The sequence below is a fragment of the Nocardioides sp. P5_C9_2 genome (assembly GCF_054049555.1).
The window spans coordinates 1-25,499 of record NZ_JBFUMD010000005.1 but is presented as its reverse complement, the minus strand read 5'-3'; the positions used below and the strand labels follow the sequence as shown (position 1 = coordinate 25,499).

24 protein-coding genes are annotated in these 25,499 nt (G+C 72.3%); 11 read left to right on the top strand and 13 right to left on the bottom strand.

What is annotated here, in order from left to right:
* Positions 1–272: 272 nt before the first annotated feature.
* Complete coding sequence (locus tag ACXJKL_RS00660; protein ID WP_457205113.1) at positions 273–659, bottom strand: LysM peptidoglycan-binding domain-containing protein; 387 nt, start codon at positions 657–659, stop codon at positions 273–275.
* A 295-nt stretch (positions 660–954) separates the two neighbouring features.
* Between ACXJKL_RS00660 and lexA the strand changes: the two genes are divergently transcribed.
* Both lexA and ACXJKL_RS00650 read left to right on the top strand, forming a co-directional pair.
* Complete coding sequence (gene lexA, locus ACXJKL_RS00655; protein WP_457205112.1) at positions 955–1,680, top strand: transcriptional repressor LexA; 726 nt, start codon at positions 955–957, stop codon at positions 1,678–1,680.
* A 91-nt stretch (positions 1,681–1,771) separates the two neighbouring features.
* Positions 1,772–2,599, top strand: a complete 828-nt coding sequence (locus ACXJKL_RS00650) for a phosphatase PAP2 family protein (protein WP_457205111.1) — start codon at positions 1,772–1,774, stop codon at positions 2,597–2,599.
* Between the two features lie 11 nt (positions 2,600–2,610).
* Here ACXJKL_RS00650 and ACXJKL_RS00645 read toward each other — a convergent pair whose 3' ends face one another.
* The 9 genes from ACXJKL_RS00645 to miaA all read right to left on the bottom strand — a co-directional run bounded on the left by ACXJKL_RS00645 (position 2,611) and on the right by miaA (position 14,568).
* On the bottom strand, positions 2,611–4,614 hold the full coding sequence (locus ACXJKL_RS00645; RefSeq protein ID WP_457205110.1) for an ATP-dependent DNA helicase: 2,004 nt from the start codon (positions 4,612–4,614) through the stop codon (positions 2,611–2,613).
* Between the two features lie 53 nt (positions 4,615–4,667).
* A complete protein-coding gene (gene secD / locus ACXJKL_RS00640; protein WP_457205109.1) occupies positions 4,668–6,971 on the bottom strand; it encodes a protein translocase subunit SecD in 2,304 nt (767 codons plus the stop codon).
* Positions 6,972–7,028: 57 nt separating this feature from the next.
* Positions 7,029–8,516: a GTPase HflX gene (gene hflX, locus ACXJKL_RS00635; protein ID WP_457205108.1), complete on the bottom strand. Its 1,488-nt coding sequence runs from the start codon at positions 8,514–8,516 to the stop codon at positions 7,029–7,031.
* Positions 8,517–8,566: 50 nt separating this feature from the next.
* A complete protein-coding gene (locus tag ACXJKL_RS00630; protein WP_457205107.1) occupies positions 8,567–9,382 on the bottom strand; it encodes an NYN domain-containing protein in 816 nt (271 codons plus the stop codon).
* A gap of 126 nt (positions 9,383–9,508) precedes the next feature.
* Positions 9,509–10,285, bottom strand: a complete 777-nt coding sequence (locus ACXJKL_RS00625) for an SDR family NAD(P)-dependent oxidoreductase (RefSeq protein WP_457205106.1) — start codon at positions 10,283–10,285, stop codon at positions 9,509–9,511.
* 97 nt (positions 10,286–10,382) lie between these two features.
* The gene (gene dapF, locus ACXJKL_RS00620; RefSeq protein ID WP_457205105.1) at positions 10,383–11,171 is read right to left on the bottom strand and encodes a diaminopimelate epimerase; all 789 of its coding nucleotides are present in this window, start codon (positions 11,169–11,171) and stop codon (positions 10,383–10,385) included.
* Between the two features lie 43 nt (positions 11,172–11,214).
* Positions 11,215–11,730, bottom strand: coding sequence for a dihydrofolate reductase family protein (locus ACXJKL_RS00615; protein WP_457205104.1), 516 nt, complete (start codon positions 11,728–11,730; stop codon positions 11,215–11,217).
* A gap of 2 nt (positions 11,731–11,732) precedes the next feature.
* Positions 11,733–13,565 (bottom strand): gamma-glutamyltransferase, encoded by a 1,833-nt coding sequence (gene ggt, locus ACXJKL_RS00610; RefSeq protein WP_457205103.1) that lies wholly within the window; start codon positions 13,563–13,565, stop codon positions 11,733–11,735.
* A gap of 52 nt (positions 13,566–13,617) precedes the next feature.
* Positions 13,618–14,568 (bottom strand): tRNA (adenosine(37)-N6)-dimethylallyltransferase MiaA, encoded by a 951-nt coding sequence (gene miaA / locus ACXJKL_RS00605; protein WP_457205102.1) that lies wholly within the window; start codon positions 14,566–14,568, stop codon positions 13,618–13,620.
* Between the two features lie 63 nt (positions 14,569–14,631).
* On the opposite strand from miaA, the gene ACXJKL_RS00600 reads away from it, so the two are divergent.
* The 3 genes from ACXJKL_RS00600 (at position 14,632) to ACXJKL_RS00590 (ending at position 15,824) form a co-directional block, all read left to right on the top strand.
* On the top strand, positions 14,632–14,991 hold the full coding sequence (locus tag ACXJKL_RS00600) for an antitoxin (RefSeq protein ID WP_457205101.1): 360 nt from the start codon (positions 14,632–14,634) through the stop codon (positions 14,989–14,991).
* Between the two features lie 69 nt (positions 14,992–15,060).
* On the top strand, positions 15,061–15,534 hold the full coding sequence (locus ACXJKL_RS00595) for an NUDIX hydrolase (protein WP_457205100.1): 474 nt from the start codon (positions 15,061–15,063) through the stop codon (positions 15,532–15,534).
* The gene (locus ACXJKL_RS00590) at positions 15,531–15,824 is read left to right on the top strand and encodes a hypothetical protein (protein WP_457205099.1); all 294 of its coding nucleotides are present in this window, start codon (positions 15,531–15,533) and stop codon (positions 15,822–15,824) included. Before ACXJKL_RS00595 ends, ACXJKL_RS00590 begins: the two co-directional genes overlap by 4 nt.
* Positions 15,825–15,876: 52 nt before the next feature.
* Here the strand turns inward: ACXJKL_RS00590 and ACXJKL_RS00585 are convergent, their stop codons facing one another.
* The gene (locus ACXJKL_RS00585; protein WP_457205098.1) at positions 15,877–16,854 is read right to left on the bottom strand and encodes a hypothetical protein; all 978 of its coding nucleotides are present in this window, start codon (positions 16,852–16,854) and stop codon (positions 15,877–15,879) included.
* A gap of 179 nt (positions 16,855–17,033) precedes the next feature.
* Positions 17,034–18,554: a tRNA (N6-isopentenyl adenosine(37)-C2)-methylthiotransferase MiaB gene (gene miaB / locus ACXJKL_RS00580; RefSeq protein ID WP_457205097.1), complete on the bottom strand. Its 1,521-nt coding sequence runs from the start codon at positions 18,552–18,554 to the stop codon at positions 17,034–17,036.
* A 108-nt stretch (positions 18,555–18,662) separates the two neighbouring features.
* On the opposite strand from miaB, the gene ACXJKL_RS00575 reads away from it, so the two are divergent.
* Both ACXJKL_RS00575 and ACXJKL_RS00570 read left to right on the top strand, forming a co-directional pair.
* Positions 18,663–20,021, top strand: coding sequence for a hypothetical protein (locus ACXJKL_RS00575; protein WP_457205096.1), 1,359 nt, complete (start codon positions 18,663–18,665; stop codon positions 20,019–20,021).
* Between the two features lie 17 nt (positions 20,022–20,038).
* A complete protein-coding gene (locus ACXJKL_RS00570) occupies positions 20,039–20,536 on the top strand; it encodes a 2'-5' RNA ligase family protein (protein ID WP_457205095.1) in 498 nt (165 codons plus the stop codon).
* 40 nt (positions 20,537–20,576) lie between these two features.
* Here ACXJKL_RS00570 and ACXJKL_RS00565 read toward each other — a convergent pair whose 3' ends face one another.
* Entirely contained in the window at positions 20,577–21,686 is a 1,110-nt protein-coding gene (locus ACXJKL_RS00565) for a glycerate kinase (protein ID WP_457205094.1), read from the bottom strand.
* A 183-nt stretch (positions 21,687–21,869) separates the two neighbouring features.
* Between ACXJKL_RS00565 and ACXJKL_RS00560 the strand changes: the two genes are divergently transcribed.
* The 4 genes from ACXJKL_RS00560 to ACXJKL_RS00545 all read left to right on the top strand — a co-directional run.
* On the top strand, positions 21,870–23,177 hold the full coding sequence (locus ACXJKL_RS00560; protein ID WP_457205093.1) for a glycoside hydrolase family 16 protein: 1,308 nt from the start codon (positions 21,870–21,872) through the stop codon (positions 23,175–23,177).
* Positions 23,178–23,267: 90 nt separating this feature from the next.
* Positions 23,268–24,035 carry an amino acid ABC transporter ATP-binding protein gene (locus ACXJKL_RS00555; RefSeq protein WP_457205114.1) on the top strand — a complete coding sequence of 256 codons (768 nt, stop codon included), beginning with the start codon at positions 23,268–23,270 and terminating at the stop codon, positions 24,033–24,035.
* A gap of 44 nt (positions 24,036–24,079) precedes the next feature.
* Entirely contained in the window at positions 24,080–24,973 is an 894-nt protein-coding gene (locus ACXJKL_RS00550; RefSeq protein WP_457205092.1) for a glutamate ABC transporter substrate-binding protein, read from the top strand.
* 96 nt (positions 24,974–25,069) lie between these two features.
* Positions 25,070–25,499, top strand: a 430-nt coding sequence (locus ACXJKL_RS00545) for an ABC transporter permease subunit (protein WP_457205091.1), incomplete at its 3' end; no start/stop codon positions are given.

Genomic DNA, 25,499 nt, shown 5'->3' with positions numbered 1-25,499 from the left:
GCTCATCCCTGTCCGCCCGGTCCCGCCAGCCGACAGCGGCGCCTGTGGTCCGCCGGGTGGACCAGCCGGGCCGCCATCCAGGCTGACCCCGGTCAGCACGGCACCAGACCTCCGCTGGAACCTGAGTCACCCGGTGACTCAGGTCGCAGCGCACGGCCGAACCGACCCACGGGGCCCCCGAAATGCCGCAAGGAGCGGGCCCGATGGGCCCGCTCCTTGTCTTCCCCGGTCCCGCCAGCCGGGGTCGAGTCGGCTGGCGGAAAACTGGAAGGTCAGTCGTTGCTGACCGGCACGCGGAGCTTCTGCCCCGCGGAGATGGCGACGGTGTCGAGGGCGTTGAGCCGCTCGATCTCGCGCATGGTGGTGCGGACGTCGCCGCCGTCGGTGAGCTCGGAGGCGATGCTCCACAGGCTCTGCCCGGGCTCGACCATCACGATCTCGGTGGCGGGCGCCTGCCCGGCCTCGTCGGTGCCGACGGCGACCGAGCCGAGGAAGAAGCCCGCGAGCAGCACGAGGGCAAGCGCCGCCACGAGGACGACGAGCCGGCCGCGACGCGTCAGCCGCACGGACGACTGCCGAGCGCCGGAGGGCGAGACGGTCCGGGCGGTCCGGGCGGCGCGGGTCGGGGCAAAGGCGGGAGAGAAGGTGGCGGTGCTCATGGTGGCCTCCAGGGGAAGAGTCAGCCGATAGGTGGTGTCGATCGCTTGTGTTCTGGTGCCGTGTCTAGAGGGAGCCACCGACAACGAGGTGAATCGCTCAGACGTTCGATCGAGCACGTGTTCGAGAGTAGAGCGTGTGTTCGAACGACGCAAGGGGGTGGGCGAACATTTGTTCGAGGGGCTGAGGGCCACGCAGAGCTCGACACGCGGTTCGAACAAATGTTTGAAGTCGGGTCCGCGACAGGACTACGGTTGGGCCACGCAATGAGACGGGCCCAGCAGCAGGAGGAAACGGATGGCCAGCAAGGACCGCAGCGGCAAGGTCGTCGAGATGCCCGACGGGCCGCCGGACGCGACCGGACTGACCCCGCGCCAGCAGCGCGTCCTGGCGACCATCAAGGATGCCATCGAGACCCGGGGCTACCCGCCCAGCATGCGTGAGATCGGTGCCGCGGTCGGGCTCACCAGCTCCTCGAGCGTCGCGCACCAGCTCAAGGTGCTGGAGGAGAAGGGCTTCCTCAAGCGCGACCCCAACCGGCCGCGCGCGATCGAGGTCTTCCTCCCCGAGGTGATGGCCGCCCGTCGCTCCCTCTCCAGCGCGGACGAGTCGAGCATCGACGAGACCGACATCGGCAACACCGCTCCTCCCGCGACGTACGTCCCGATGGTCGGTCGCATCGCGGCCGGCGGACCGATCCTGGCGGAGGAGCAGATCCAGGAGGTCTTCCCGCTTCCCAAGTCGCTGGTCGGCGAGGGCACCCTCTTCCTGCTCGAGGTCTCCGGCGACTCGATGATCGACGCTGCCATCTGCGACGGCGACTACGTGGTCATCCGCCAGGAGCAGACGGCCGCCAACGGCGACGTCGTGGCCGCGATGATCGACGGCGAGGCGACGGTCAAGACGTTCCAGCGCAAGGACGGCCACGTGTGGCTGCTCCCCCACAACGACGCCTACGACCCGATCGACGGCACCCACGCCACGATCCTCGGCAAGGTGACCGCGGTCCTGCGCCGCATGTGACGGCGCCTCGGGGCTTCCTCCATACCTCAGTCGGGGGAAGGACCGGGAAATACCTGATGCAATCGGGCGCCCGGCGACGTTCACTGGTCGAGTGACTTCTCTCGCCGCGGCCGCCACAGCCAGGACGACGGTCGCTGTCTCACCGAAGCCCCGGGACGGACTGCGCGAGCTGGGCGTCCTCGCCCTGGTCTACGTCGGCTACGCCCTCAGCCGGGTGCTGGCCGACGACACTCTGGCTCCGGCCCTGACCCGCGCCCTGCGGATCCTCGATGTCGAACGCGCCCTGCACCTCGACCTCGAGGGCGCCCTCAACGGCTGGTTCCTCGAGCACGACGTGGTCGGGGTGGCCGCGTCCTTCTACTACGCCGGCGCCCACTACGTGCTCACCCTCCTCGTCGTGGTCTGGCTGTTCCACCGGCACCGGGAGGCGTACGCACCCGCGCGGCTCGCCCTGGTCGGCAGCACCGCCGTGGCCCTGGTCGCCTACCTCGCGATGCCGACCGCACCCCCGAGGATGCTCGCCGGATGGACCGACCTGCTGGCCGTGCACTCGGCGGCGGGCTGGTGGGGCGGCGAGGCGTCCRCCCCCCAGGGACTGGGCTGGCTGACCAACCAGCTCGCGGCGTTCCCGAGCATGCACGCCGGCTGGGCGCTGTGGGTGGCGCTCGCGGTGAGTCACGTCGTACGACGCCGCTGGGTCGCCGCCCTCGCCTGGACGCACGCGATCCTCACCGCCGTCGTCGTGGTGGGGACCGGCAACCACTGGACGCTCGACGTGGTGGCCGGCTGGGCCGTCGTGCTCATCGCCTGGCGGACCGTCGGCCCTCCCGCGGCGGATGACTCGCCCGGGGGCTGTGCGCCACCCACGTCCACGCGACCAGGATGGTGGCTCGGTCACCGCTCCCCGGGAGACGCCTGACGGAGCCGACCTCAGCCGGCCGCGAGCCGTGCGAGGGCCTTGCGGACGAGGGCCGGGTCGGTGGTGGTCCACATCGGCGGCAGCGAGGCCTTGAGGAACCCACCGTAGCGGGCGGTCGCCAGGCGGGGATCCAGCACCGCGACCACGCCGCGGTCGGTGGTGGTCCGGATCAGCCGGCCCGCCCCCTGGGCCAGGAGGAGGGCGGCGTGGGTGGCGGCCACCTGCATGAAGCCGTTGCCACCCGCCTTGTCGGCCGCCCGCTGCCGCGCCGACATCAGCGGGTCGTCGGGGCGGGGGAAGGGGATCCGGTCGATGAGGACGAGCTGGCAGGTGTCCCCAGGGACGTCGAGGCCCTGCCACAGCGACAGGGTGCCGAAGAGGATGGTGTGCGGGTCCTCGACGAACTGCTTGGCCAGCTCGGGGAGCTGGGCGTCCCCCTGCGCCAGGGTCGTCAGGTGCGGCAGCTTCTCCCGGACGTGCTCGGCCGCCGCCTCCGCGGCCCGCCGCGAGGAGAAGAGCCCCAGCGTGCGGCCGTCGGCGGCGTCCACCAGCTCGCAGATCTCGTCGAGCTGGGACTTGACCAGACCGTCGCGGCCGGGCGGCGGGAGGTGGCGGGCGACGTACAGGATGGCCTGCTGGCCGTAGTCGAACGGCGAACCGACGTCGATGCCCCGCCACGGCAGGACCCCGTCGGGGGCGTCCTCGGAGTCCGAGGACACTGTCACGACCCGCTCGGTGGGCTTGAGGCCGATCGAGCTGGCCACGGCGTTGAAGTCGCCACCCAGCATCAGGGTGGCGCTGGTGAAGACCACCGTCTTGTCGGACAGCAGCTTGTCGCGCATCTGGCCCCACACCTGCAGCGGCGCGACGTGCAGGCGCGCCGGGATGCGGGTGGACGCCTGCGGCGGCGGCTCGCTCAGCCACAGGACGTCGGACTCGAGATCGGCGGCCATCCGCTCCGCGTTGGCGAAGACGTCCTGCACCATCCCCTTGGCCTGGGCGCGCCCGGGGTCGGCGTCGCCGTCGCCGGGCGTCTCGCGGGGGTACGCCGAGAGGCAGGTCCGCGCCGCGTCACGCACCAGCGCCAGGGCGGAGCCGAGCTGCTCGGGCATCCGCTCGATCCGGCCGGCCATGGTGGCCTCGAAGGCGTCCGAGAGCGCGTCGGCGGCCTCCGCCAACGCGTCGGCCGAGTCGTCCTCGACGATCCGCTGGGAGCGGCGGGCCGCGCGCTCGACGTCGCCCACCGCCAGCTCGTCGGTGGCCGCCTGGGTGACCCGCGCGGTGAGCTCGTGGGCCTCGTCGATGACCACGGCGTCGTACTCCGGGATCATCGGCACGCCCTCGATCGCGTCGATGGCCAGCAGGGAGTGGTTGGTGACGATGAGGTGGGAGCGCTGCGCCTTCTCCCGGGCCAGCTCGGCGAAGCACTCCTGGCCGAACGGGCACTTTGCCGCGCCCAGGCACTCACGGTGGTTGACGCTCACCTGACGCCACTCGCGGTCGGTGTGCCGCGGGGCGTTGTCGCGCTCGCCGGTGCCGCCGTCCTCGGCCTCCTGCTCCGCCCAGCCGCGAAGCTCGAGGATCTTCTCGGCCATCGACCCGACGGGGACGTCGACCAGGGCCCCCTGGTCGTCGGGCACACCCTCGCGGATGCGGTGCAGGCAGGCGTAGTTGGACCGGCCCTTGAGCACGGCGTACGACGTGTCGACCTTGCTCCCCCCGCTCGCACCGGCCACGGCCTCGACGAGGCGCGGGATGTCGCGCTCGACCAGCTGGTGCTGCAGGGCCAGCGTCGCCGTGGCGATCACCACGCGCTGGTCGTGGAGCAAGCTGGGCACCAGGTAGGCCAACGACTTGCCGGTGCCGGTGCCGGCCTGGACGAGCAGGTGCTCGCCCTCCGTGAAGGCGGTCGCGACCGCCTCGGCCATCTCGACCTGCCCCGCACGCTCCTGRCCCCCGAGCGCCGTCACGGCCTCGTGGAGCAGGGTCCTCACGCGGGAGTCGGAAACGGGCACCGGAGCACCCTATGCGCCGGCACCGACCGGCGCCGACTCCGCTGCACAGCGGATCAGATGACGGCCCCGGAGTCGTCGGGCGTGCGCACGACCTTCTCCTTCTTGACCCGGCCCATCGGCCACTTCTGCTGGAGGTAGGTCAGCAACGGCGTCGCGGCGAACACCGAGGAGTAGGTGCCGACGACGAGGCCGACGAGCAGGGCGATCGCGAAGTCGCGCAGCGAGTCGCCGCCGAGGACGGCCAGCGCCGCGAGGATGAACATGGCGCCCAGGCCGGTGTTGACCGTGCGCGGCATCGTCTCGACCGACGCCTTGTTGGCCATCTCGATGAAGGAGTCCCCCGGTCGGGAGGAGTACCAGCGCTCCCGGATGCGGTCGAAGACGACGACCGTGTCGTTGACGGACAGACCGACGATCGTCAACGCGGCGGCGAGGAAGATGCCGTCGATCGGCTTGTCCAGCCACGCGAACAGGCCGACCACGAGCACCACGTCGTGGGCCATCGCGCCCACGGCCGCGACACCGAAGGTCCACTTGAAACGGATCGCGAGGTAGAGCAGCTGGACCGCGAGCGCCACCCCGAAGGCGATGAGCGCCTTGTCGCGCAGCTCGGTGCCCAGGGACGCACCGATCGTCTGGTCGTCCTGCTTGGTGACCGTCCCCCCGATGGAGCTGAGGGCGTCCTCGATCTTCTGCTCCTCGTCGTTGCTGATGATGCCCGTGCGGACCGTGAAGTCAGCGGTGTCGGCACCCTGGACGACGGCGTCGGCGAAGCCGGCGTCGGCGATCGCGGCCCGGGCCTCGTCGACCGTGACGTCCTTGCTCACCGAGTAGTCGAGCTGGCGCCCGCCGGTGAACTCGACGCCGAGGTTGAGGCCCTGGGTGACGATGCCGGACACGGCCAGCACCAGCGCGACCCCCGACACGGCCAGCCATGTCTTGCGCTTGCTCATGATGTCGGGGTTCTTGCGGTCCAGCCACGTGCGGACCCGGCCGATGTTGCCCAGGCCGCTGATGGCGGGACGGCGGGAGACTGCCTTGGTCGACACCGCGAGCTCGGACAGCACGCGGGCGATCACCAGAGCCGAGATCATGGAGGCGATCACGCCGATGGAGAGCGTCACCCCGAAGCCCTTGATGGGACCCGAGCCGAGCGCGAAGAGCAGCCCGGCCGCCAGCAGGGTGGTGACGTTGGAGTCGAGGATCGCGCTCCACGCCTTGTTGAAGCCCACCGCGAGGGCGCGCCGGAGCCCGGCGGAGGGGTAGGCGGCGTACTCCTCCCTCGCGCGCTCGAAGACGAGGACGTTGGCGTCGATCGCCAGGCCGATGGCGAGCACGAAGCCGGCGAGGCCCGGCAGCGTCAGCGTCGAGCCGAGGGCGAGCAGCATCGCGTAGGCGAGCAGGGCGTACGACGCGAGCGCGATCGTGGCCATGGCACCGACGAGGCGGTAGACCACGATGATGAACAGCCCGGTGAGGATCAGCCCGATGACGCCGGCCTCGAGGGACGCGTTGATGGCCTCGGCCCCGAGGGTCGGGCCGACGAGGCGGTTGGAGATCAGCTTCAGCTCGAGTGGAAGCGCGCCGCCCTCGATGAGGGCCGACAGGTCCTGGGCCTCGGTCAAGGAGAAGTCACCGGTGATCTCGGTGCTGCCGCCCTGGATGCCGACGTCGCAGCCCACTCCCTCGTTGACCTGGGGGGAGGTGATGATCTCGTTGTCCAGCACGATGGCGACCCGGCGCTTGGGGTCGCCCACCGGGTTGCAAGCCGCCTTGCCGGTGACGTCGGCCCAGGCGTTGCCGCCCTTGCCGCTGAAGTCGAGCGACACCGAGTAGGCGACGCTGTTCTGCGGCTGCACCGCGTCGGCGCCGGTGATGTCCGCGCCGGCGAGGACCGCCGGGCCGACCTCTAGCCAGTCGCCCTGGTCGGAGGGCAGGATCTGGTTGCCCTTGTCCTCGGCCTTGGCGACCTGCTCCTCGGTGGGCTTCGCCGGCAGGCTCTTGAGCACCGGGTGGGCGGAGAGCTGGGCGGTCTGGCCGATCCGCTCCTCGGCCTGCTTCGCCTCGGCGTCGCTGCTGACGCCGGGGAGCTCGACGAGGATGCGGTTCTCACCCTGGCGCACCAGGGTCGACTCGGCCACGCCGAGGGCGTCCACGCGACCGCGCAGGACCTCGACCGTCTTGTCGACGTTGCTCGCGGTCGCCTGGACCGAGCCGGTGTCCTCCGCCTGGAAGACGAACTGCGCGCCACCGCGCAGGTCGAGGCCGAGGTTGGGCTTGACGCCCAGCGTCAACGCGAGGCACCCGCCCAGGAGACCGAGGACGAGGAGGAAGCGTACGAGGGCACCGCGTGACATGGGCGACATCCTCTCCCACGACCGGTGAGCCTCGTGAATCGGCCTGAGGGCCACCGCTCAGACGGCGTACGACTCCAGCTCGCCGGCGAGGTCGGCGTTGGCGCGACCGGAGACGAGCGACCCGTCGCCCGTGTGCTCCAGCGAGGCGATCTCGCCCTCCTGGTGCAACCGGTTGATCAGGTCGCCGCGCTCGTAGGGCAGCAGCACGGAGAACTGCACGGTCGGGCGCGGCAGGTCGGCCTCGACGGCGGTCAGGACGTCCTCGATGCCCTCCCCCGTGCGTGCCGACACGACCACGCTGTGCGGCTCGCGAGCACGCAGCCGGGCGAGCACGAGCGGGTCGGCGGCGTCGGCCTTGTTGATGACGACCAGCTCGGGGACCTTGTCGGCGTGGATCTCGGCGAAGACCTCGCGGACGGCGGCGAGCTGCCCCTCGGGGTCCGGGTGCGAGCCGTCGACGACGTGCAGGATCAGGTCCGACTCGGCGACCTCCTCCAGCGTCGAGCGGAACGCCTMGACCAGCTGGTGGGGCAGGTGCCGCACGAAGCCGACCGTGTCGGACATCGTGTAGACGCGGCCGTCGCGCGTCGTCGTACGTCGCGTGGTCGGGTCGAGGGTCGCGAAGAGCGAGTCCTCGACGAGCACGCCCGCGTCGGTGAGCCGGTTGAGCAGCGAGGACTTGCCGGCGTTGGTGTAGCCGGCGATCGAGACGCTCGGGATGTGGTTGCGGGACCGCTCCTGGCGCATGGTCTCGCGGGTGCCCTTGAGGTCCTTCAGCTCGCGGCGGAGCTTGGCGATCTTGGTGTTGATGCGCCGCCGGTCGGTCTCGATCTTGGTCTCACCGGGGCCACGGCCGCCGATGCCGCCGCCGTCCGCGCCGACGCGGCCACCGGCCTGGCGGGAGAGGTTGCCACCCCAGCCGCGCAGGCGCTGCTTCATGTACTGCAGCTGCGCGAGCTCGACCTGGGCCTGGCCCTCCTTGGACTTCGCGTGCTGGGCGAAGATGTCGAGGATCAGGCCGGTGCGGTCGATCGCCTTGACCTTGAGCTTGTCCTCGAGGTTGCGCAGCTGGCTGGGTGCGAGGTCGCCGTCGAGGATGACGGTGTCGGCGCYGGTGGCCTGCACGATCTCGCGCAGCCCGTCGACCTTGCCGCGCCCGATGTACGTCGCGGGGTCGGGCGTGGAGCGTCGCTGGTAGATCGCGTCGAGCACCTCGGAGCCGGCCGTCTCGGCGAGCAGCGCGAGCTCGGCCATCGAGTTCTCGGCGTCGGTCACGGTGCCGTCGATCCAGACCCCCACGAGGACCACGCGCTCGAGGCGGAGCTGACGGTACTCGACCTCGGTGATGTCCTCGAGCTCGGTGCGCAGGCCGGCGACGCGGCGCAGGGCGTGGCGGGCCACGAGGTCCTGCTCACCGGTGGTGAGGTCGCCGACCTCCTCCGGGTCGGGGCCGTCGGCGGAGACGATCTCCTCGTCCGCGTCGTCGTCCCAGGCGCGGGTCGCGTCGAGCTCGGCGGAGAGGCTGAAGTCAGGTGCGTTCGTCATATGCCCTCAAGAGTAGGCCGACGCCCCAGATACCGCGAGGCGATTAGCGCTCACGCACGGTGGCGGCCCGAGGCCGGCGTCCCACCGTTCACGAGCAGCTGGAGGTCCGTGAACTCCTCGCACAGGCCCCGTACGTCGCCCGGGGTCTCCGCCGGACCGAACGCCAGCACCGCGATCCCGGAGGCGTTGAGCCGCTGGACCAGCGGGTACGCCGACGCGAGGTCGCCCACGAGGGCCACCGCGTCCACCGCGCCCTGGCAGGCCAGGTCGACGGCGTCGATGGTCATGGCGACCAGGGACCGCTGGTCGAGGTGCGTGGTGAGCGGGTCACCGAACTGGTGGCACGGCTGGATGCCGTGGTGACGCAGGCGCGGCATCCACTCGTCGGCGGTGTACGACGTCCAGTCGCCGTACGCCCGTGACACGTTGACGGTGCCGTGGTCGCCCAGCACCTCGAACAGCCCGTCCGAGGACCCGGGCGGGACCGTGCGGGCGTCGATGAGGACGGCGAGGCGACGGGCCGGCCGGGGTGGCGTCAGTCCGCGCCGACGATGCGGCAGCGGCGGCCGCTCGACGTCCGGGTCGGGCACCTCGGCGCGGTCGTCCTCGGTGCTGACGGACCGGTCCTCGAGGTCGTCCCCGCGGTCGTCCGCGCGGTCGTCCGCGGGACGACGGACTGCGGGCACGGCACCGGTCAGGTCGGGCAGCGCCCACGCGGCGGCGGGCTCCTCGCCGTTCTCCCGGCGCCGGGTCTCGATGTCGGCGGTGGTCGCCAACCATCGGCGCACCAGCGAGCCGAGCGACACCCTCGGCTCGTCGCTCTGCTCCGTGGCCGGCGGCCACCCTGCGGTTCTCGTCGTGTTCATGGCACATCCCCCCGGACGCTGTTCGACCTCGCCACGATGGCGGATCGTCCGCGGGGAGATCACCCGAATKGGTGAGTCTTGACCCGAATGCCTAGACCAGTCCCGGGCGGCACGGCGCCCGCCCGGTCACTTCGGAGGCATCCTGATGCCGCCGTCGACGCGGATCGTCTCGCCGTTCATGTAGGAGTTGGTGACGCACTCGACGACCATGCTCGCGAGCTCCTCGGCGTGGCCGAGGCGCTTGGGGAAGAGCACCGACTCGCCGAGCTTGGCCTTGAAGGCCTCCGGCTCGGGGAACGCGTCGTAGATCGGGGTGTCGACCAGCCCGGGGGCGACCGTGTTGAGACGGATGCCGGACGCCGCGAGGTCGCGGGCGACCGGCAGGGTCATGCCGACCACGCCGCCCTTGGACGCCGAGTACGACGCCTGGCCGATCTGGCCGTCGAAGGCGGCGACGGAGGCGAGGTTGACGATCGCGCCGCGCTGGCCGTCGGCGTCGGCCTCGTTGCGCGACATGACGGTCGCCGCCTGCCGGGTCATGTCGAAGGTGCCGACGAGGTTGATCTCCACGACCTTGCGGAAGGCGCCGAGGTCGTGGGCCGAGGCGAGGTCTCCGTCGCGGCCGATGGTGCGCTGGGCCCAGCCGATCCCGGCGGAGTTGACGCACGCCCGCAGCGGGGCGATCTCCGCGGCCGCCTCGACGGCGGAGGCGATCTGCTCGGTGTCGGTCACGTCGACGCGGGCGAAGACGCCCTTGATCTCCTCGGCGAGGGCCTCGCCCTTCGCGGCGTCGATGTCGGCGACCACGACGATCGCCCCGCGGGCGGCGAGGGCGCGGGCGACGGCGGCGCCGATGCCGGACGCCCCTCCGGTGACGATGGCGGAAGATCCGGTGATGTCCATGCGCGGGAGCATATTCGTCGCGCCGGTGCGCAGGAATGGCGGGCATCAGTGCCCCGCGGTCGCGCACGTGCACGAGCGGCAGGGCCCCGCGCCGACCTCAGAGGTCGCTGACGCCCTCCGCGACGAGCACGGCGGGGCCTGTCATGAGGACCCGGTCGTCGGTGGTCCACACGATGTCGAGGCGACCGCCGGGGACGTCGACGCGGTACGACGTGCCGCGCGGCGCGTCGTCGGCGAGGGCCGTGGCGACCATCACCGCGCACGCTCCCGTGCCGCAGGACCGGGTCTCGCCCGAGCCGCGCTCGTGCACCCGCATCGCCACGTGCCGCTCGCCGCGGCGTACGACGAACTCGACGTTGACGCCCTCGGGGTAGGCCTCGTGGTCGTAGCCGGGCTCGTCGAGCAGTGAGCCCGCCTCAGCCAGGTCGTCGACGAACGTCACCGCGTGGGGGTTGCCCATCGAGACGTGCCGGGCGGCGTGCTCGGTGCCGTCGACGGTGACGGTGGTGGTCTCGCGCACGAGCGGGGTGCCCATGTCGGCGGTGAGCAGGCCGTCGCCGGCGTCGCTGAGGACCTTGACGCCGTCGCGGGTGGCGATCGCGATCGGGTAGGGCTCGCCCTCGTGGTCGTGGAGGTAGCGGGCGAAGACGCGCACCCCGTTGCCGCACATCTCGCTGAGGGACCCGTCGGCGTTGCGGTAGTCCATGAACCACCCGTCGCCCTCCCGGACGGCGCGCAGCACCCCGTCGCCGCCGATGCCGGCCCGGCGGTCGCACAGCGCCCGGACCCGCGCCGCGTCGAGGTCGCCGTGCACGGTGCCGTCGGGGTCGGGCAGCAGGACGAAGTCGTTCTCCGTGCCGTGGCCCTTGAGGAAGCGGTAGCTCACTCCCTCAGTGTGTCAGGGCGGCCGACACGTCTCACGGCACCGCTCACCTCACGACGCTGTGCCGCACGCAGGCGAAGTCGTGGTTGCGCTCGACCTCCTCCAGGCGCAGCTCGACGTGCCGCGGCAGCACCGGGGCCCCGCCGCCGAGGGTGACCGGGGCGTACTGGATCCACACCTCGTCGAGGAGACCGGCGTCGTGGAACTGCCCGACCAGGTCCCCGCCGCCGACCAGCCAGACGTCCTTGCCGGCGGCGGCCTCGAGCGCGGCGGCGTGCACCTGCTCGACGGGGTCGGCGCCGAACGTGACCGCCTTGACCGGCGCGAAGGCGCGGTGGGTCATCACCCAGGTGGGCAGGTCACCCCACGGGTCGTCGTCGTGGTCGAGGATCCACTGCCACGTCGTGGCCCCCATGACGCACGACCCGATGCGCTCACGGAACGTCGTGTAGTGCATCGGCCCGTGCTCGTCGATGTCACGCGACGTCAGCCAGTCGAGCGAGTGGTCCGGCGTCGCGATGTAGCCGTCGAGCGAGCAGCCCGTGTAGTAGATCGTCGCCATGGCTACCGCGGCTCGACGACGCGCGCCGCTCCCCCACCGCGGCGCACCGGCTCGGAGACCGCGGTCAGCAGGCCGCGGGGGCCGAACTCGATCGCCGTGGCAGCGCCGATCTCGGCGGCACTGGTGAAGGCATCACCGGACGGGGCCAGCTTGTGGCCGAGGGCGGTGAGCCCGGCGCCGTACAGGGTGATGAAGTCCGGCTCGGCGGTCACGCTCGCGGTGTTGCGCTGCGAGGCACGAGGGGCCGCGATCGCCCCGGCGACGTCCATGCGCAGGTCGATCCGGTTGACCAGCATCTGCAGCACGGTGGTGATGATCGTGGACCCGCCGGGCGAGCCGAGGGCCATGAAAGGCTCGCCGTCCTTGAGCACGATCGTCGGGCTCATCGAGGAGCGCGGACGCTTGCCGGGCTGGATGCGGTTGGGGTCGGCCGGGTCGTAGACGGTCGAGAAGTCGGTGAGCTCGTTGTTCAGCAGGAACCCGTAGCGCGGCACGGCCATGCCCGAGCCACCGGTCTGCTCGATGGTGAGGGTGTACTCGACGATGTTGCCCCACTTGTCGGCCACAGTGAGGTTGGTCGTGGAGATGTTCTCGGTGTCGTTGTCGACGCTCCCGCGAGCGGCGGGAGCGGCGCACACGCCGTCGTACGAGGCGACGTCACCGGCCGCCGTCGGCTTGGTCATCGCGGCGTTCGGGCTGAGCGCGCAGGCGCGCTCGGCGGCGTACCGGTCGTCGAGGAGCGTGCTGACGGGGACGTCGACGAAGGCGCGGTCACCGACGTACTTCCCGCGGTCGGCGAAGGCCAGGGCGCTCGCCTCGAGGTAGTGGTGCAGCGCCTCGGTGGCGGTCATCGCGGAGAGGTCGTAGCGCTCGAGGATGTTGAGCGCCTCGCCGACGGTCGTGCCACCGGAGGAGGACGGGTTCATGCCGTAGACGTCGTAGCCGCGGTACCGGGCGCGACTCGGCCGCTGGTTGAGCACCTTGTAGTTCTTGAGGTCCTTGCGGGTCAGGTAGCCGCGCGGGACCGGCAGGTCGGTGCCCCTCGTCGTGCGCGGGTGCTTGACGATCTTGGCCATCACCTTGGCGAGCTTGCCCTCGTAGAACGCGTCGATCCCCTCCGCGCCCAGCATCGTGTACGTCGCCGCGAGCTGCGGGTTCTTGAAGAGCGACCCGACCTTCGGGGCGTCGCCCCCGGGCAGGAAGAGCTGCCGGCTGGCCCAGAACGCGTTGAAGCGCTCCGCGTTGTCCAGCGTCTGCTGGCGGAACGTGTCGTCGACGACGAAGCCGCGGTTGGCGACCGCGACGGCGGGCTTGAGGGCCTTGGTCAGCGACAGGGTGCCGAAGCGCTTGAGCGCCCGGTCCCAGGTGGCCAGGGTGCCCGGCACCCCGACGCTCACACCGCTGGTCACGAGGTCGGGCGTGAAGGGGTAGGGCTTGCCGGTGGCGTCGTCGACGAATGCGTCGGTGGGCATCTTCGCCGGGGCCGTCTCACGCCCGTCGATCGTGCGGACCTGACCGGTCTTCGCGTCGTAGTGCACGAAGTAGCCGCCCCCGCCGATGCCGGCGCTGTAGGGCTCGGTCACCCCGAGGGTCGCGGCGGCCGCCACCGCGGCGTCGGCCGCGTTGCCGCCCTTCTTGAGGATCTTCAGCGCCGCCGCGCTCGCCTCCGGGTCGACGGTCGTGACCGCGCCGCCGAAGCCGACGGCGGTCGGGATCTTGGCCGTGGGCCGGGCCGTCGGTGCGGCAGCGGGCTCCTCGGCCGGAGCCGGTGGTCCGGCGACGAGCAGGCCGGCGACGAGCGCGGACGTGGCGAGAGCGGGAAGAGCGATGCGCATGGGGCCTCCGAGAGTCGAGCGCCGAGGGGGACGGCTGCCCCCACCCTGCGCCTCACGCGTCCGGTTGTCGATCCCCTCCGGGGTGAAGTGTCGCGATGGCGGCGACCGCGCGGTCGAGCCGCCGCGGGTCGTCGTGTGCCACCCAGACGACGCGGGGATCCTTGCGGAACCACCCGTCCTGGCGCCGCGCGAAGCGTCGCGTCGCGGCCTGGGTCCGCACGATCGCGTCCTCCCGGCCCATCTCCCCACGCAGGTACGCCGCCGCCTCGGCGTAGCCGATCGCCCGGCTGGCCGTGCGCCCCCGCTCGAGCCCCAGGTCGAGCAGCCGCTCCACCTCCTCCACCAGCCCCCCGTCGTACATGTCGCGGACCCGCCGGTCGATCCGGGCGTCCAGGGTGGGCCGGTCGATGTCGACGCCGACCTGGAGCGTGAGCGGGTCGGCGTACTCCAGCTGCGGCAGGCTGGCCGACCACGGGCGGCCGGTGAGCGCGATGACCTCCAGGGCGCGGACCACCCGGCGGCCGTTGTCGACGAGCATCCGATCCGCGGCCTCGGGGTCCAGGCGGGCCAGCCGGGCGTGCAGGGCGGCGGGGCCGACCCGCTCGAGCTCGGCCTCGAGCTCGCGGCGCAGCGACTCGTYGGTGCCCGGGAACTCGAAGCGGTCGAGGATCGCGCGGGTGTAGAGCGCCGACCCGCCGACCAGGACGGGGGCCGCGCCACGCGCGTGGATCTCGGCGATCACCGGTCGGGCCCAGGCCTGGAAGTGCGCCACCGTGGACACCTCGGTGACGTCGAGCAGGTCGAGAAGGTGGTGCGGGATCCCCCGACGCTCCGCCACGGGCAGCTTGGCGGTGCCGACGTCCATCCCGCGGTAGACCTGCATCGCGTCGGTGTTGACCACCTCGCCCCCCAGCCGCTCGGCGAGGTCGAGGCCGAGCCCCGTCTTGCCGGAGGCGGTGGCCCCCACGACGGCGACCGTCACGGGGTGGGGCAGGTCGGACATGGTCGGTAGTGTTCCAAATGGGTCGCGGCCCGTCCGGGCCGGACCGATCTCACGGAGGACCAGATGGGTTTCCTGGACAAGGCCAAGGCCACGCTGACCGACGCCGTCGACAAGCACGGCGACACGATCGCCGACGGCCTCGACAAGGCCGGCCGGGCCGTCGACGCGAAGACCGGCGGCAAGCACAGCGACACGATCGACACGGGGATCGCCAAGGCCAAGCAGGGCCTCGATCACCTCGACGGCAAGGACGACGACTTCCGGGCCACCACCACGGAGCCCGCTCCAGACCCCGACGTGGTGCCCTCGCCGGGCCCCGTGCCGACCCCGCCCCCGGCGCCCGTGCCGACGCCCAGCCCCGACGCTCCGGGCCTGCCGACCGACCCGACCAACCCCGCCACCGGGTCGGCGCCCCGCCCCTGAGTCCCACTCGCCCGCGCTCTCCCCTGAGGGGGTGAGCGCGGGCCGGGACGCACCGTTAGGTTGGCGGGCGTGGATCGCTTCGTGCTCGTGCCCGCCTCGTACGTCTACCTCCTGCGCGAGGGCGACGGAGGCGACGAGGTGCTCCTGCAGCGGCGCCAGGGCACGCCGTACATGAACGACCACTGGGCCGCCGCCGCGGCCGGCCACGTCGAGCGCGGCGAGACGGCGTACGACGCGGCCCTGCGGGAGGCCGCCGAGGAGCTCGGTCTCACCGGCATCGACCTCACGTTCGAGTTCACCATGCACCGCACCCGGGGCGGGGAGGCCGTCGACGAGCGCGTCGACTGGTTCTTCACCGCCCGCTCGTGGCAGGGCGAGCCCCGGGTCATGGAGCCCGACAAGTGCGCCGAGCTGCGCTGGTGCCCCCTCGACGCGCTGCCGTCGCCGGTGGTGCCCCACGAGGCGTACGCGCTGAGCCGACTCGGCAGCGGCGAGCGCTACCTCACCCACGGTTTCGACCACCCCCAGGAGGGACAACGATGAACAACCAGGACCTCGGCCCGATCCCCGACCCGATCATCGAGGACGGCGAGCCCAACCCCGGCGGCGCCGACGCGATCGGTGCCGACCCGGCCGACGACGGCCTCGGGCGCGACCTGCAGCCCGACGCCAACCCGGCCGTGGACGACGTGCTCCCCGACGAGATCGCCCAGCCCGACGACAAGCAGCAGGCTCCCGACGGCGACGCCGCCGCCGACCACGACTCCGGCACGCAGGAGGATCCCGAGGCCGGCCAGGAGGCCGAGGACGGGTCGCCCGAGCCCCCTGCCTGAGCCCGTACCGCACGTCGGCGCCGGGCCTTCGTCGCTGGGTGTGGGATCGGTGTCACCAGCTGGCACCGATCCCACACTCATCTCCGCACGGGTACGGCCACCCGGTCCAGCCCCGGGCCCGATGCAGCGCGGCGACCTTGCCCGCCGTCGCGCACTGGCGGTCGAAGACCTGGCCCCACCCCACCCGGACGGTGTCCTTGCCAGCGAGCGCGGCGTCCAGGTCGCGCTCCATGTCCGCGTCCCGCTGCCGCGCCGAGTCGTGGAACAGCCGACCGTCGAGCTCCACCACCAGGCCGTCGTCGTGCTCGACGTCCCGGTAGACGACCCGGTCCCCCCGCCCGTCTCGGACCTGGCGCTGTCCCACCGGGAGGCCGTGTGGTCGGACGACCCGCGTCAGGTATCCGTGCTCGAGGACGGAGCACGATCCCTGTGCGATGTCGTCCAGGACGCTCGCCAGCCAGGCCCGGCGGGGCACCCGTCGGCGTGGGCCGAGCTCCGAGGCCAGCCGCGCCGCCGTCGAGCGCCGACCCTGGACCACGTCGGCCAGCACCCGGATGGCGTCCAGGTCGGTGGCCGCACGACAGGCCACCGCGATGGCGGCGTCGTCGTACCGCAGCCGGGGCGGTCCGACCGTCCACACCGTCCGGTGGTCCAGCCCGTCGATCCGCGTGATGCGTACGCCGGGAGGCGCGAGGACGGTGCGCGACCGCGCCACCGCCACCTCGATGATCACCGGATCGGCGCGCTTGCCCGGTCCCTCGTGGGCACGCAGGGCCGCCTCCCCCGCCAGCGCGGCCGGCCACGCGTGCAGCACCGCCGCCCACGCACGCTGGATCCACGTCGGGTCCCCGGTGTGGCCCAGGTAGACGCCCGGGTGTGCGACCGCCACCTCCCGGCGCCGGATCATCCGCCGGATGCTGGCCGGCGTCTCCCCGGCGCCGAGCAGCTGGGCACGGGACACGACGCCCTGCTGGTCGTCGAGGAAGTCGGCTGCCGCCCAGTGGGCCGGCCAGTCGGGTGTGGACGTCATCCCTGACGTGTCCCCGCTGCCGGGGTGAATCAGTCGCAGGGATCAGGAGCTGTGGACAACGTCCCTGCTGCCTCGGTGCAGCGAGGGTGTGGCTCGGTCTGGCTTCGGTGTGGCTTCGGTCTGGCTTCAGTGTGGCTTCGGTGTGGCTTCGGTGTCACCAGGTGGCACCGAAGCCACACTCAGCCGCAGGCGGGAGCCGGCGGGAGCGGGGCCGGCACGCCGAGGCCCGGCATGCCGAGCCCGACACCGCGAGGGGCGGAGGGCGCGGAGGGCGCGGAGGTGCGGGCCTCCCACGCGTCGCCGGCACGGGTGCGGCGCACGGACAGGACGGGACCGTCGGCGACCAGGTGGTGCGGCGCGGCGTAGGTGATCTCGACGGTGACCATGTCGCCGGGGCGGACCCCCGCGGCGCCGTCGGGGGTGAAGTGCACGAGACGGCTGTCGCGGCCTCGGCCGGAGAGGCGGTGCGTGGCGGCGTCCTTGCGGCCCTCGCCCTCGGCGACCATCAGCTCGACACGCGTGCCGACCAGCGCCTTGTTCTCGGACCAGGCGATCTCGGTGACCAGCTCGGACAGGCGCAGGTAGCGGTCCTTGACGACCTCCGGCGGCACCTGGTCCTCCATGGTCGCGGCCGGGGTGCCCGGACGCGGGGAGTACTGGAAGGTGAAGGCGCCGGAGAAACGTGACTCGCGCACCACCCGCATGGTCTCGAGGAAGTCCTCCTCGGTCTCACCGGGGAAGCCCACGATGATGTCGGTGGTGATCGCGGCGTCGGGCATGGCTGCCCGGACCCGCTCGATGATGCCGAGGAACTTCGAGGACCGGTACGAGCGCCGCATCGCGCGCAGCACGCGGTCCGAGCCCGACTGCAGCGGCATGTGCAGCTGGTGCATCACGTTGGGCGTCTCGGCCATCGCCTCGATGACGTCGTCGGTGAACTCGGCCGGGTGCGGGGAGGTGAAGCGCACCCGCTCCAGGCCCGCGATCGAGCCGCAGGACCGCAGCAGCTTGGAGAACGCCTGGCGGTCGCCGAACTCCACGCCGTAGGCGTTGACGTTCTGGCCGAGCAGGGTGACCTCGGTGACGCCCTCGGCGACCAGCGCCTCGACCTCGGCCAGGATCTCGCCGGGCCGACGGTCCTTCTCCTTGCCGCGCAGCGCGGGGACGATGCAGAAGGTGCACGTGTTGTTGCAGCCGACCGAGATCGACACCCACGCGGCGTACGCCGAGTCGCGCTTGGTCGGCAGCGTGGAGGGGAACACCGACAGCGACTCGAGGATCTCGACCTGCGCCTCCTGCTGGGAGCGCGCGCGGTCGAGCAGGGCGGGCAGGGAGCCGATGTTGTGGGTGCCGAAGACGACGTCGACGTACGGCGCCTTCGCCGTGATCGTGGAGCGGTCCTTCTGCGCGAGGCAGCCGCCGACGGCGATCTGCATGTCGGGGTTGGCGGCCTTGATCGGCGCCAGGTGCGACAGGTTGCCGTAGAGCTTGTTGTCGGCGTTCTCCCGGACCGCGCAGGTGTTGAAGACGACCACGTCGGCCTGCTCGCCGACCKGGCTCGCGACGTACCCCGCCTCCTCCAGCAGGCCGGTGAGCCGCTCGGAGTCGTGGACGTTCATCTGGCACCCGTAGGTGCGGACCTCGTAGGTTCGCGCGGCGGTCTCGGGCCCACGCGGGAGCGTCTCGGGTATCGCAGTCATGGCCGGTCAAGGGTACGGCGGGCGCGTCCGGCGCGGGCAATCGCGTTTCTCCTCCCGCCCTCCTCCCCCGTCGTTAGTGTCCGTCCCTCATCCGCTCGAAGGGACCCCATGACCACCACACGCACCGCGCCGGCCCTCCTGGCCCTCGCCTGCGCCGTCGGCCTGCTCGCGACGCCCCTCTCGCCGAGCGCCGCGGCGGTCGCTCGGTGCGACGGTCGGGTGCCGACGATCCTCACCACGGACCACCGGGTGACGGGCACGCCGGGCGACGACGTGATCGTGGTGCTGGCCCGTCGAGCCTCGGTGGAGGCCGGTACCGGTGACGACCGGATCTGCGTGCGCGGCCGTGCGGGATGGACGACGGTGCGAGGTGATGCGGGCGACGACCGCGTCCGGGTCGAGGTCCGCACCTCGGTCTTCGCGGACCTGAGCGACGGCACCGACACCTATCGGGGTGGACCGGGCACCGACCTGGTCGCCACCGGGATGACCGGCGAGCGCAACCTCGACCGCGTCCTTCTCGGGGGTGGCGACGACACCCTCGTCCTGGCCGAGGGCCGGGACCACCGCCGCGCCGTGCTGCGCGGGGGCGCGGGCGAGGACCTGCTCGAGGTCAGGCGCCGTGGCGGGGCGCTGATGGTCGACGCCGGCGCTGGTCGGGCCACGCTGGAGGGACGGACGTACGCCCGGTGGAGCTCGTTCGCCTCCCATCACCTCTCCTCGGCAGGGCGGAAGACGTTCGTGGGCAGTGCCGGACCCGACGACGTCTCGTTCGGCGGGCGAGGTGCCGTCGAGGCACGCACCGGCGAGGGAGACGACGCGGTCGAGCTGCGCTACGACCCGTGGGACGTGGCGACGGTGCTCAGGGATCCCGCGTCGCACGGGAGGCACGCTCCGTCGTACCTCCTGGACCTGGGGGCAGGCCGCGACCGGCTGGAGGTGAGCACCTCGGTCACCTCGGTCGTCGGCGACCTGACCACCGGCACGATCTGGTTCTCCGGGACGGACGGCCCCCTCGGGTCCTTCTCCTTCACCGGTGTCGAGGACCTGTCGGTGGACGCGCCGGTCCACGCGGAAGCGGACTCCCCCTCGCAGGTGGAGCTCGTCGGGGACGACCTGGACAACCAGCTGCGCGCCAGCGCCTGCCGCGTCGTGCTGCGGGGGGSCGGCGGCGACGACCGGCTGCAGGTGGGTGCCCTTCCTCGGGACGGGGTCCTCATCACCGCCGGCGGCCTGGACAAGGGGTGCCCGCGCAGGTCCTTCGTGTACGGCGGTCCCGGGGACGACGCGATGACCAGCCGGGTCACCTTCTACGACTTCCGGGGGCTGGACGTCGGCGACCACGCCACGGAGGAGGAGCTGCCGGCCCCCGACCTCCTCGACGGGGGCGAGGGCGTCGACACCGCCGATGCCGGCGCCGGCCGGGACACCTGTCTCGCGGAGACGCGCGTGGACTGCGAGGCCTGACGCCTACCCTCGGACCCATGCCGCGCCTCCACGCCTTCGAGCTGCTGCCCGACGACGAGGGACGCGACGCCGTCCTCCGCGACTGGCAGCTGCTCCGCGACGCCGGGCTGCCGTCGCAGCTGGACCACAAGGGCATGACCAACACCCCGCACGTCACCGTCCTGACCGCGGAGGCCCTCGGTACCGAGCACGACGAGGTGGCGGTCTCGCGCCTGGGCGCGGCCCTGCCCGTCGAGGTGCGGGCRTCGGGACTCGCCCTGCTGGGCGGCTCGCGGGTGTCGCTGGTCCGCATCCTCGACGTGCCCGACAGCCTGGTGCGCGCCGTCCTCGACCTCCGCACGGACGTGCCCCACGCCAAGCACCCGGGGTGGCTGCCGCACGTCACCCTCGCCCGGCGTCTGACCCGCTCCGCGCTCCCGGCCGCGCTCGAGGTGCTGGGCCACGGTGACCTCACCCTGCGTCTCACCGAGCTGCGGCGCTGGGACCCGGACGCGGGCACGGTCCGCACGCTCTGAGACCGGCGAGATCGCTCGACCCGCGGCCCGGACCCGGCGCTCAGGACAGGTGACGGTGGCCGATCTGCTCGCCGAGGTCGGCGAGCAGTCGCGCCGGCTCGCGCAGGCAGGTCGCGACGTCCGGCTCGACGTCGACCAGGGCGTACGCCGCGGCGATACCGGCCGTCGCCAGCTCGGCGTCCGTCAGCTGCCGTCGCCCGCAGACCGCGACGACGGGCACCCCGGCGGCGCCGGCGGCGGTGGCGACCCCGACGGGCGCCTTGCCGCGCAGGCTCTGGGCGTCGAGCGAGCCCTCGCCGGTGACGACGAGCTCGGCCCCGGTCACCCGGTCGGCGAAGCCCAGCAGATCCAGCATCAGGGCGATGCCCGGCCGCAGCTCGGCCCCGAGCGCGGACAGCAGGGCGAAGCCCACGCCGCCGGCGGCGCCCGAGCCGGGGACGTCGCGGCGGTCGGCACCGGTCGCCCGCTCCAGCACGTCCGCCCAGTGGTCCAGCGCTGCGTCGAGCGCGACCACGTCGTCGGGCGACGCGCCCTTCTGGGGTCCGTACACCGCGGCGGCGCCATGCGGGCCGGTCAGCGGGTTGTCGACGTCGCAGGCGACCACCACACGGGCGCCGACCAGCCCCGGGTGCAACCGGGACAGGTCCAGGGACGACACGTCGACCAGCCCGCCGCCCCCGTCCGGCACCGCCGGCGAGGCGACGGCCCCGAGCGCCGCCAGCAGCCCGGCCCCGCCGTCAGTGCTGGCGCTGCCGCCGATCCCCACGACCAGCTCGCGACAGCCCGCGTCCAGCGCGGCCGCCATCACCTCGCCCAAGCCCCGGCTGGACGCGGCCAGCGGTGCACGCACCCCGTCGGGCAGGCGCTCGAGCCCGCACGCGTCGGCCATCTCCACGACCGCGGTGGTCCCGCGGCGGGCGTACGACGTCCGCACCGGCTCCCCCGTCGGGCCGGCGACGCCGACGGGGGCCCGCTCGAAGCCTGCCGAGATCGCCGCGTCGAGCGTGCCGTCGCCACCGTCGGCCACCGGCAGGCACTCGACGTCGACGTCGGGGCGCACGCGCCTCAACCCGGACGCGACGGCCTGCGCGACGTCGTACGCCGTGAGCGTGCCCTTGAACTTGTCGGGGGCGAGCAGGACGCGCGTCATCCCGGCCACCCCCACATGCGCCTCATCATGCCTCGGGCCGGGCGCGTCCGCACGTCTATACCGGCCCCCTCATATGGGGCACGCCGCCGCACGGACCCGGCTGCGGGTGCTGGGTGCGTCCCATGCTGGGTGGGACGTGGCCAGGAGTCCGGTCCCGACCGCGACCCTCCGGTAGGAGGCGCGATGCACGCGCCCTTCACCCCCGCACCGACCCGATCCGCGGCGCTCCGCGGAGCAGCGCGACGACGTACGGGCGTCCGGCGATCGAGGGTCCGGCGGACCGCGATCGCCTGCGCCGCGCTGTGCACGGCCGTGTGCGGCTGCCTCGCCCTGTCGCGACCGGACCAGGCCGGGGCACAGCACGGTCCGGGAGCTCCCGACGGTCCGCACCGGGCCGCGACCGCCCGGACCGGGACGGGCACGCTCGTCGTGCTTCCGCCGGTCGCCCAGAGCGGCGGGTCTCCCGCGACGCCCCCCGACTCCAGCCAGGTGGTGGCGACCTTCCGGCCGGTGCGGCCGGGCCGCACCGTCCTCCTGGAGCGGGGCTCCCGCCACGGGTGGCGCATCGTCGACCGGGCACGGGAGGACCGGGCGGGGTCGGCATCGTTCGACGTCGCGGCGGGTCTCTACCGCGCGCGGGTRGAGGGCACCGACCGCGCCACCGCCGCGACGACCGGGCGGGTGCACACCCGCGCCTGGCGGACCACCTTCGAGGACACCTTCGACGGCACGGCGCTGGACCTGTCGGTCTGGAACGACCAGGTGCGCGCGCACGAGAGCGTGTTTGCGCCCCGGACCTGCGGGCGCTCCGACCCCGCGCCCCGATCGGTCGGGTCGGGCGTGCTGCACCTGGGCCTCGCGCCCGACCCGGAGCTCGTGGGGATCCCGTGCGTCTACTCCCACCCGACAGGCTCCGGCACGCACGACTTCTTCGTCTACTCGCAGGTCGCCACCGAGCACACCCACTTCTTCCGCTACGGGATCTTCGCCGCCCGCATGAGGGTGCAACGCGCCCGGGGGATGCACTCCGCCTTCTGGATGCTGCCGCGTGATCGGGCGTTCGTGCTGGGCGACCCGTCCGCGGGGACGGAGGTCGACGTCGTGGAGTACTTCGGCGAGCGTGACCCCGGCCGGAGCGACATCGCCTCGTTCATCCACTGGTACGACCCGGGCTGGGTGCCGGACGGCCGGGGCGACGTCTTCCCCCGGGCGCGCCGGGTGCTCGAGCACGACGAGGAGTGGTGGGAGGAGTTCCACGTGTTCTCGGTCGAGTGGACGCCCGAGGAGTACGTCTTCCGTGTCGACGGCCGGGAGTACTACCGCGAGGACGAGGCCGTCTCCCGGGCCGAGCACTACCTCGTGCTCTCCATGCAGGCGCTCGACTACGAGCTCGACGACCTCAGCCCCGACGAGTACGGCGACACCGCGGACGTCGACTGGGTCCGCGTGTACGACGCCACCTCGGCCACGTCGCGTCCGCGGGGTCGCTGAGCGGCCTCGTTCCGGTCACGATTGCGGGCAGGGACCAGACGCTGATGGCCCGAAAGGGCTATCGGCCTATAGGTTGCGGCCATGACGACGATGGAGCACGGTTCCGTCAGCGCCGGCCGTGGGGAACCGCTGGTCGTGCTGGACGGGGTGCAGAAGTACTTCGGCCAGATGCAGGCCCTCAAGGACATCGCCCTCACCGTCACGCGCGGTGAGGTCGTCGTGGTCATCGGCCCCTCGGGGTCGGGCAAGTCCACGCTGTGCCGCACCATCAACCGGCTCGAGACGATCGACGACGGCACCATCACCCTCGACGGCCAGCCGCTGCCGCAGGAGGGCAAGGCGCTCGCCGCCCTCCGCGCCGAGGTCGGGATGGTGTTCCAGAGCTTCAACCTCTTCGCCCACAAGACGATCCTCGAGAACGTCACCCTCGGCCCGATCAAGGTCCGCGGCCTCGGCAAGGCCGAGGCCGAGAAGAAGGGGCGCGAGCTCCTCGAGCGCGTCGGCGTCGGCCACCAGGCCGAGAAGTACCCCGCCCAGCTCTCCGGTGGCCAGCAGCAGCGGGTGGCCATCGCCCGCGCCCTGGCCATGGAGCCCAAGGTGATGCTCTTCGACGAGCCCACCTCGGCGCTGGACCCGGAGATGATCAAGGAGGTCCTCGACGTCATGGTCGACCTCGCCCAGGGCGGCATGACGATGATCGTGGTCACCCACGAGATGGGCTTCGCGCGGACGGCGGCCGACCGGGTGGTCTTCATGGCCGACGGCGCCATCATCGAGGAGAACACCCCCGAGGAGTTCTTCACCCACCCCCGGTCGGATCGGGCCAAGGACTTCCTCGGCAAGATCCTCAAGCACTGATCGACAGCACCCACCGACCCACCAAACACACGAGGGAGCAGCAGATGCGATTCATCCGTACCAAGGCCATGGTGGCCGGGCTCGGCCTGGCACTGAGCCTGGCGGCCTGCGGCGACGCCGGGTCCGACACCGAGTCCGTCGACGTGGAGGTGTCCGACGACGCCGCCTCCAGCTTCGACGACGGCACCCGCATGAAGGAGCTCGCCGACGCGGGCACCATCAACGTCGGGGTCAAGTACGACCAGCCCGGCCTGGGCTTCAACGAGACCGGCTCGGACATGCCCACCGGCTTCGACGTGGACGTCGCCAAGATCCTGGTCGCCAGCCTGGGCATCGACCCCAACGACACCTCCAAGGTCAAGTACATCGAGACCATCTCCGACAACCGCGAGCCCTTCCTCCAGGAGGGCAAGGTCGACCTGGTGCTGGCGTCGTACTCCATCACCGACGAGCGTCGCCAGGTCGTCGGCCAGGCCGGCCCCTACATGGTGACCGGCCAGCAGCTGCTCGTGCCCGAGGACTCCGAGGCCACCGGCCCCGACGACCTGCAGGGCAAGGAGGTCTGCTCGGTGACCGGCTCGACCTCGCTGGACAACGCCAAGGCCGAGGGCATGAAGCCGGTCGGCTTCGACACCTACAGCCAGTGCGTCGACAAGGTGCTCGACGGCACCGTCGAGGCCATGACCACCGACGGCACGATCCTCGCCGGCTACGCCGCGCAGAACGAGGGCCAGCTCAAGGTCGTCGGAGACCCGTTCTCCGAGGAGCGCATCGGCGTCGGCTACTCCAAGGACTCCCCGGAGATGTGCCAGTGGATCACCGACACGCTGGAGCAGGCCAACGAGGACGGCAAGTGGGCCGAGGCCTTCGAGGCCAACCTGGGCGCCTCCGGCGTCGAGACGCCCGACTTTCCCGAGATGGACGCCTGCGAGTCCTGACCTGACGCACCACCGATCGGTCCGGACCCGCTCGCTGCGGGTCCGGACCGTTCCCCGCAGGACCGATCCACCGGCACAGCGAGAGAGAGGAGCGGCATGAACGCCGTCATCGAGAGCCTTCCCGACGTCCTGAAGGCCTTCGGCTACACCGTGCTGCTCTTCCTCGTCTCGGGGGTGTTCTCCCTCATCGGCGGCACGATCCTGGTGGCCATGCGCGTGGGACCGATCGCGGTCCTCGACAGGGCGGCCCTGGTCTACGTGACCCTCGTGCGCAACACCCCCCTCCTCGCGGTCTTCTTCTTCTTCTCCTTCGCCGCTCCCAAGATCGGCATCAACTTCACGTGGGTCGACGTCCACATCGGGAGCTTCGACTTCACCTCGTTCTTCTCCACCGCCGTCGTGTCCCTCACGCTCTACACCTCGACGTTCGTGTGCGAGGCGCTCCGCTCCGGCGTCAACGCCGTCCCGCTGGGACAGGCCGAGGCTGCCCGCGCGATCGGCCTCCCCTTCGTCGGCGTCATGCGCC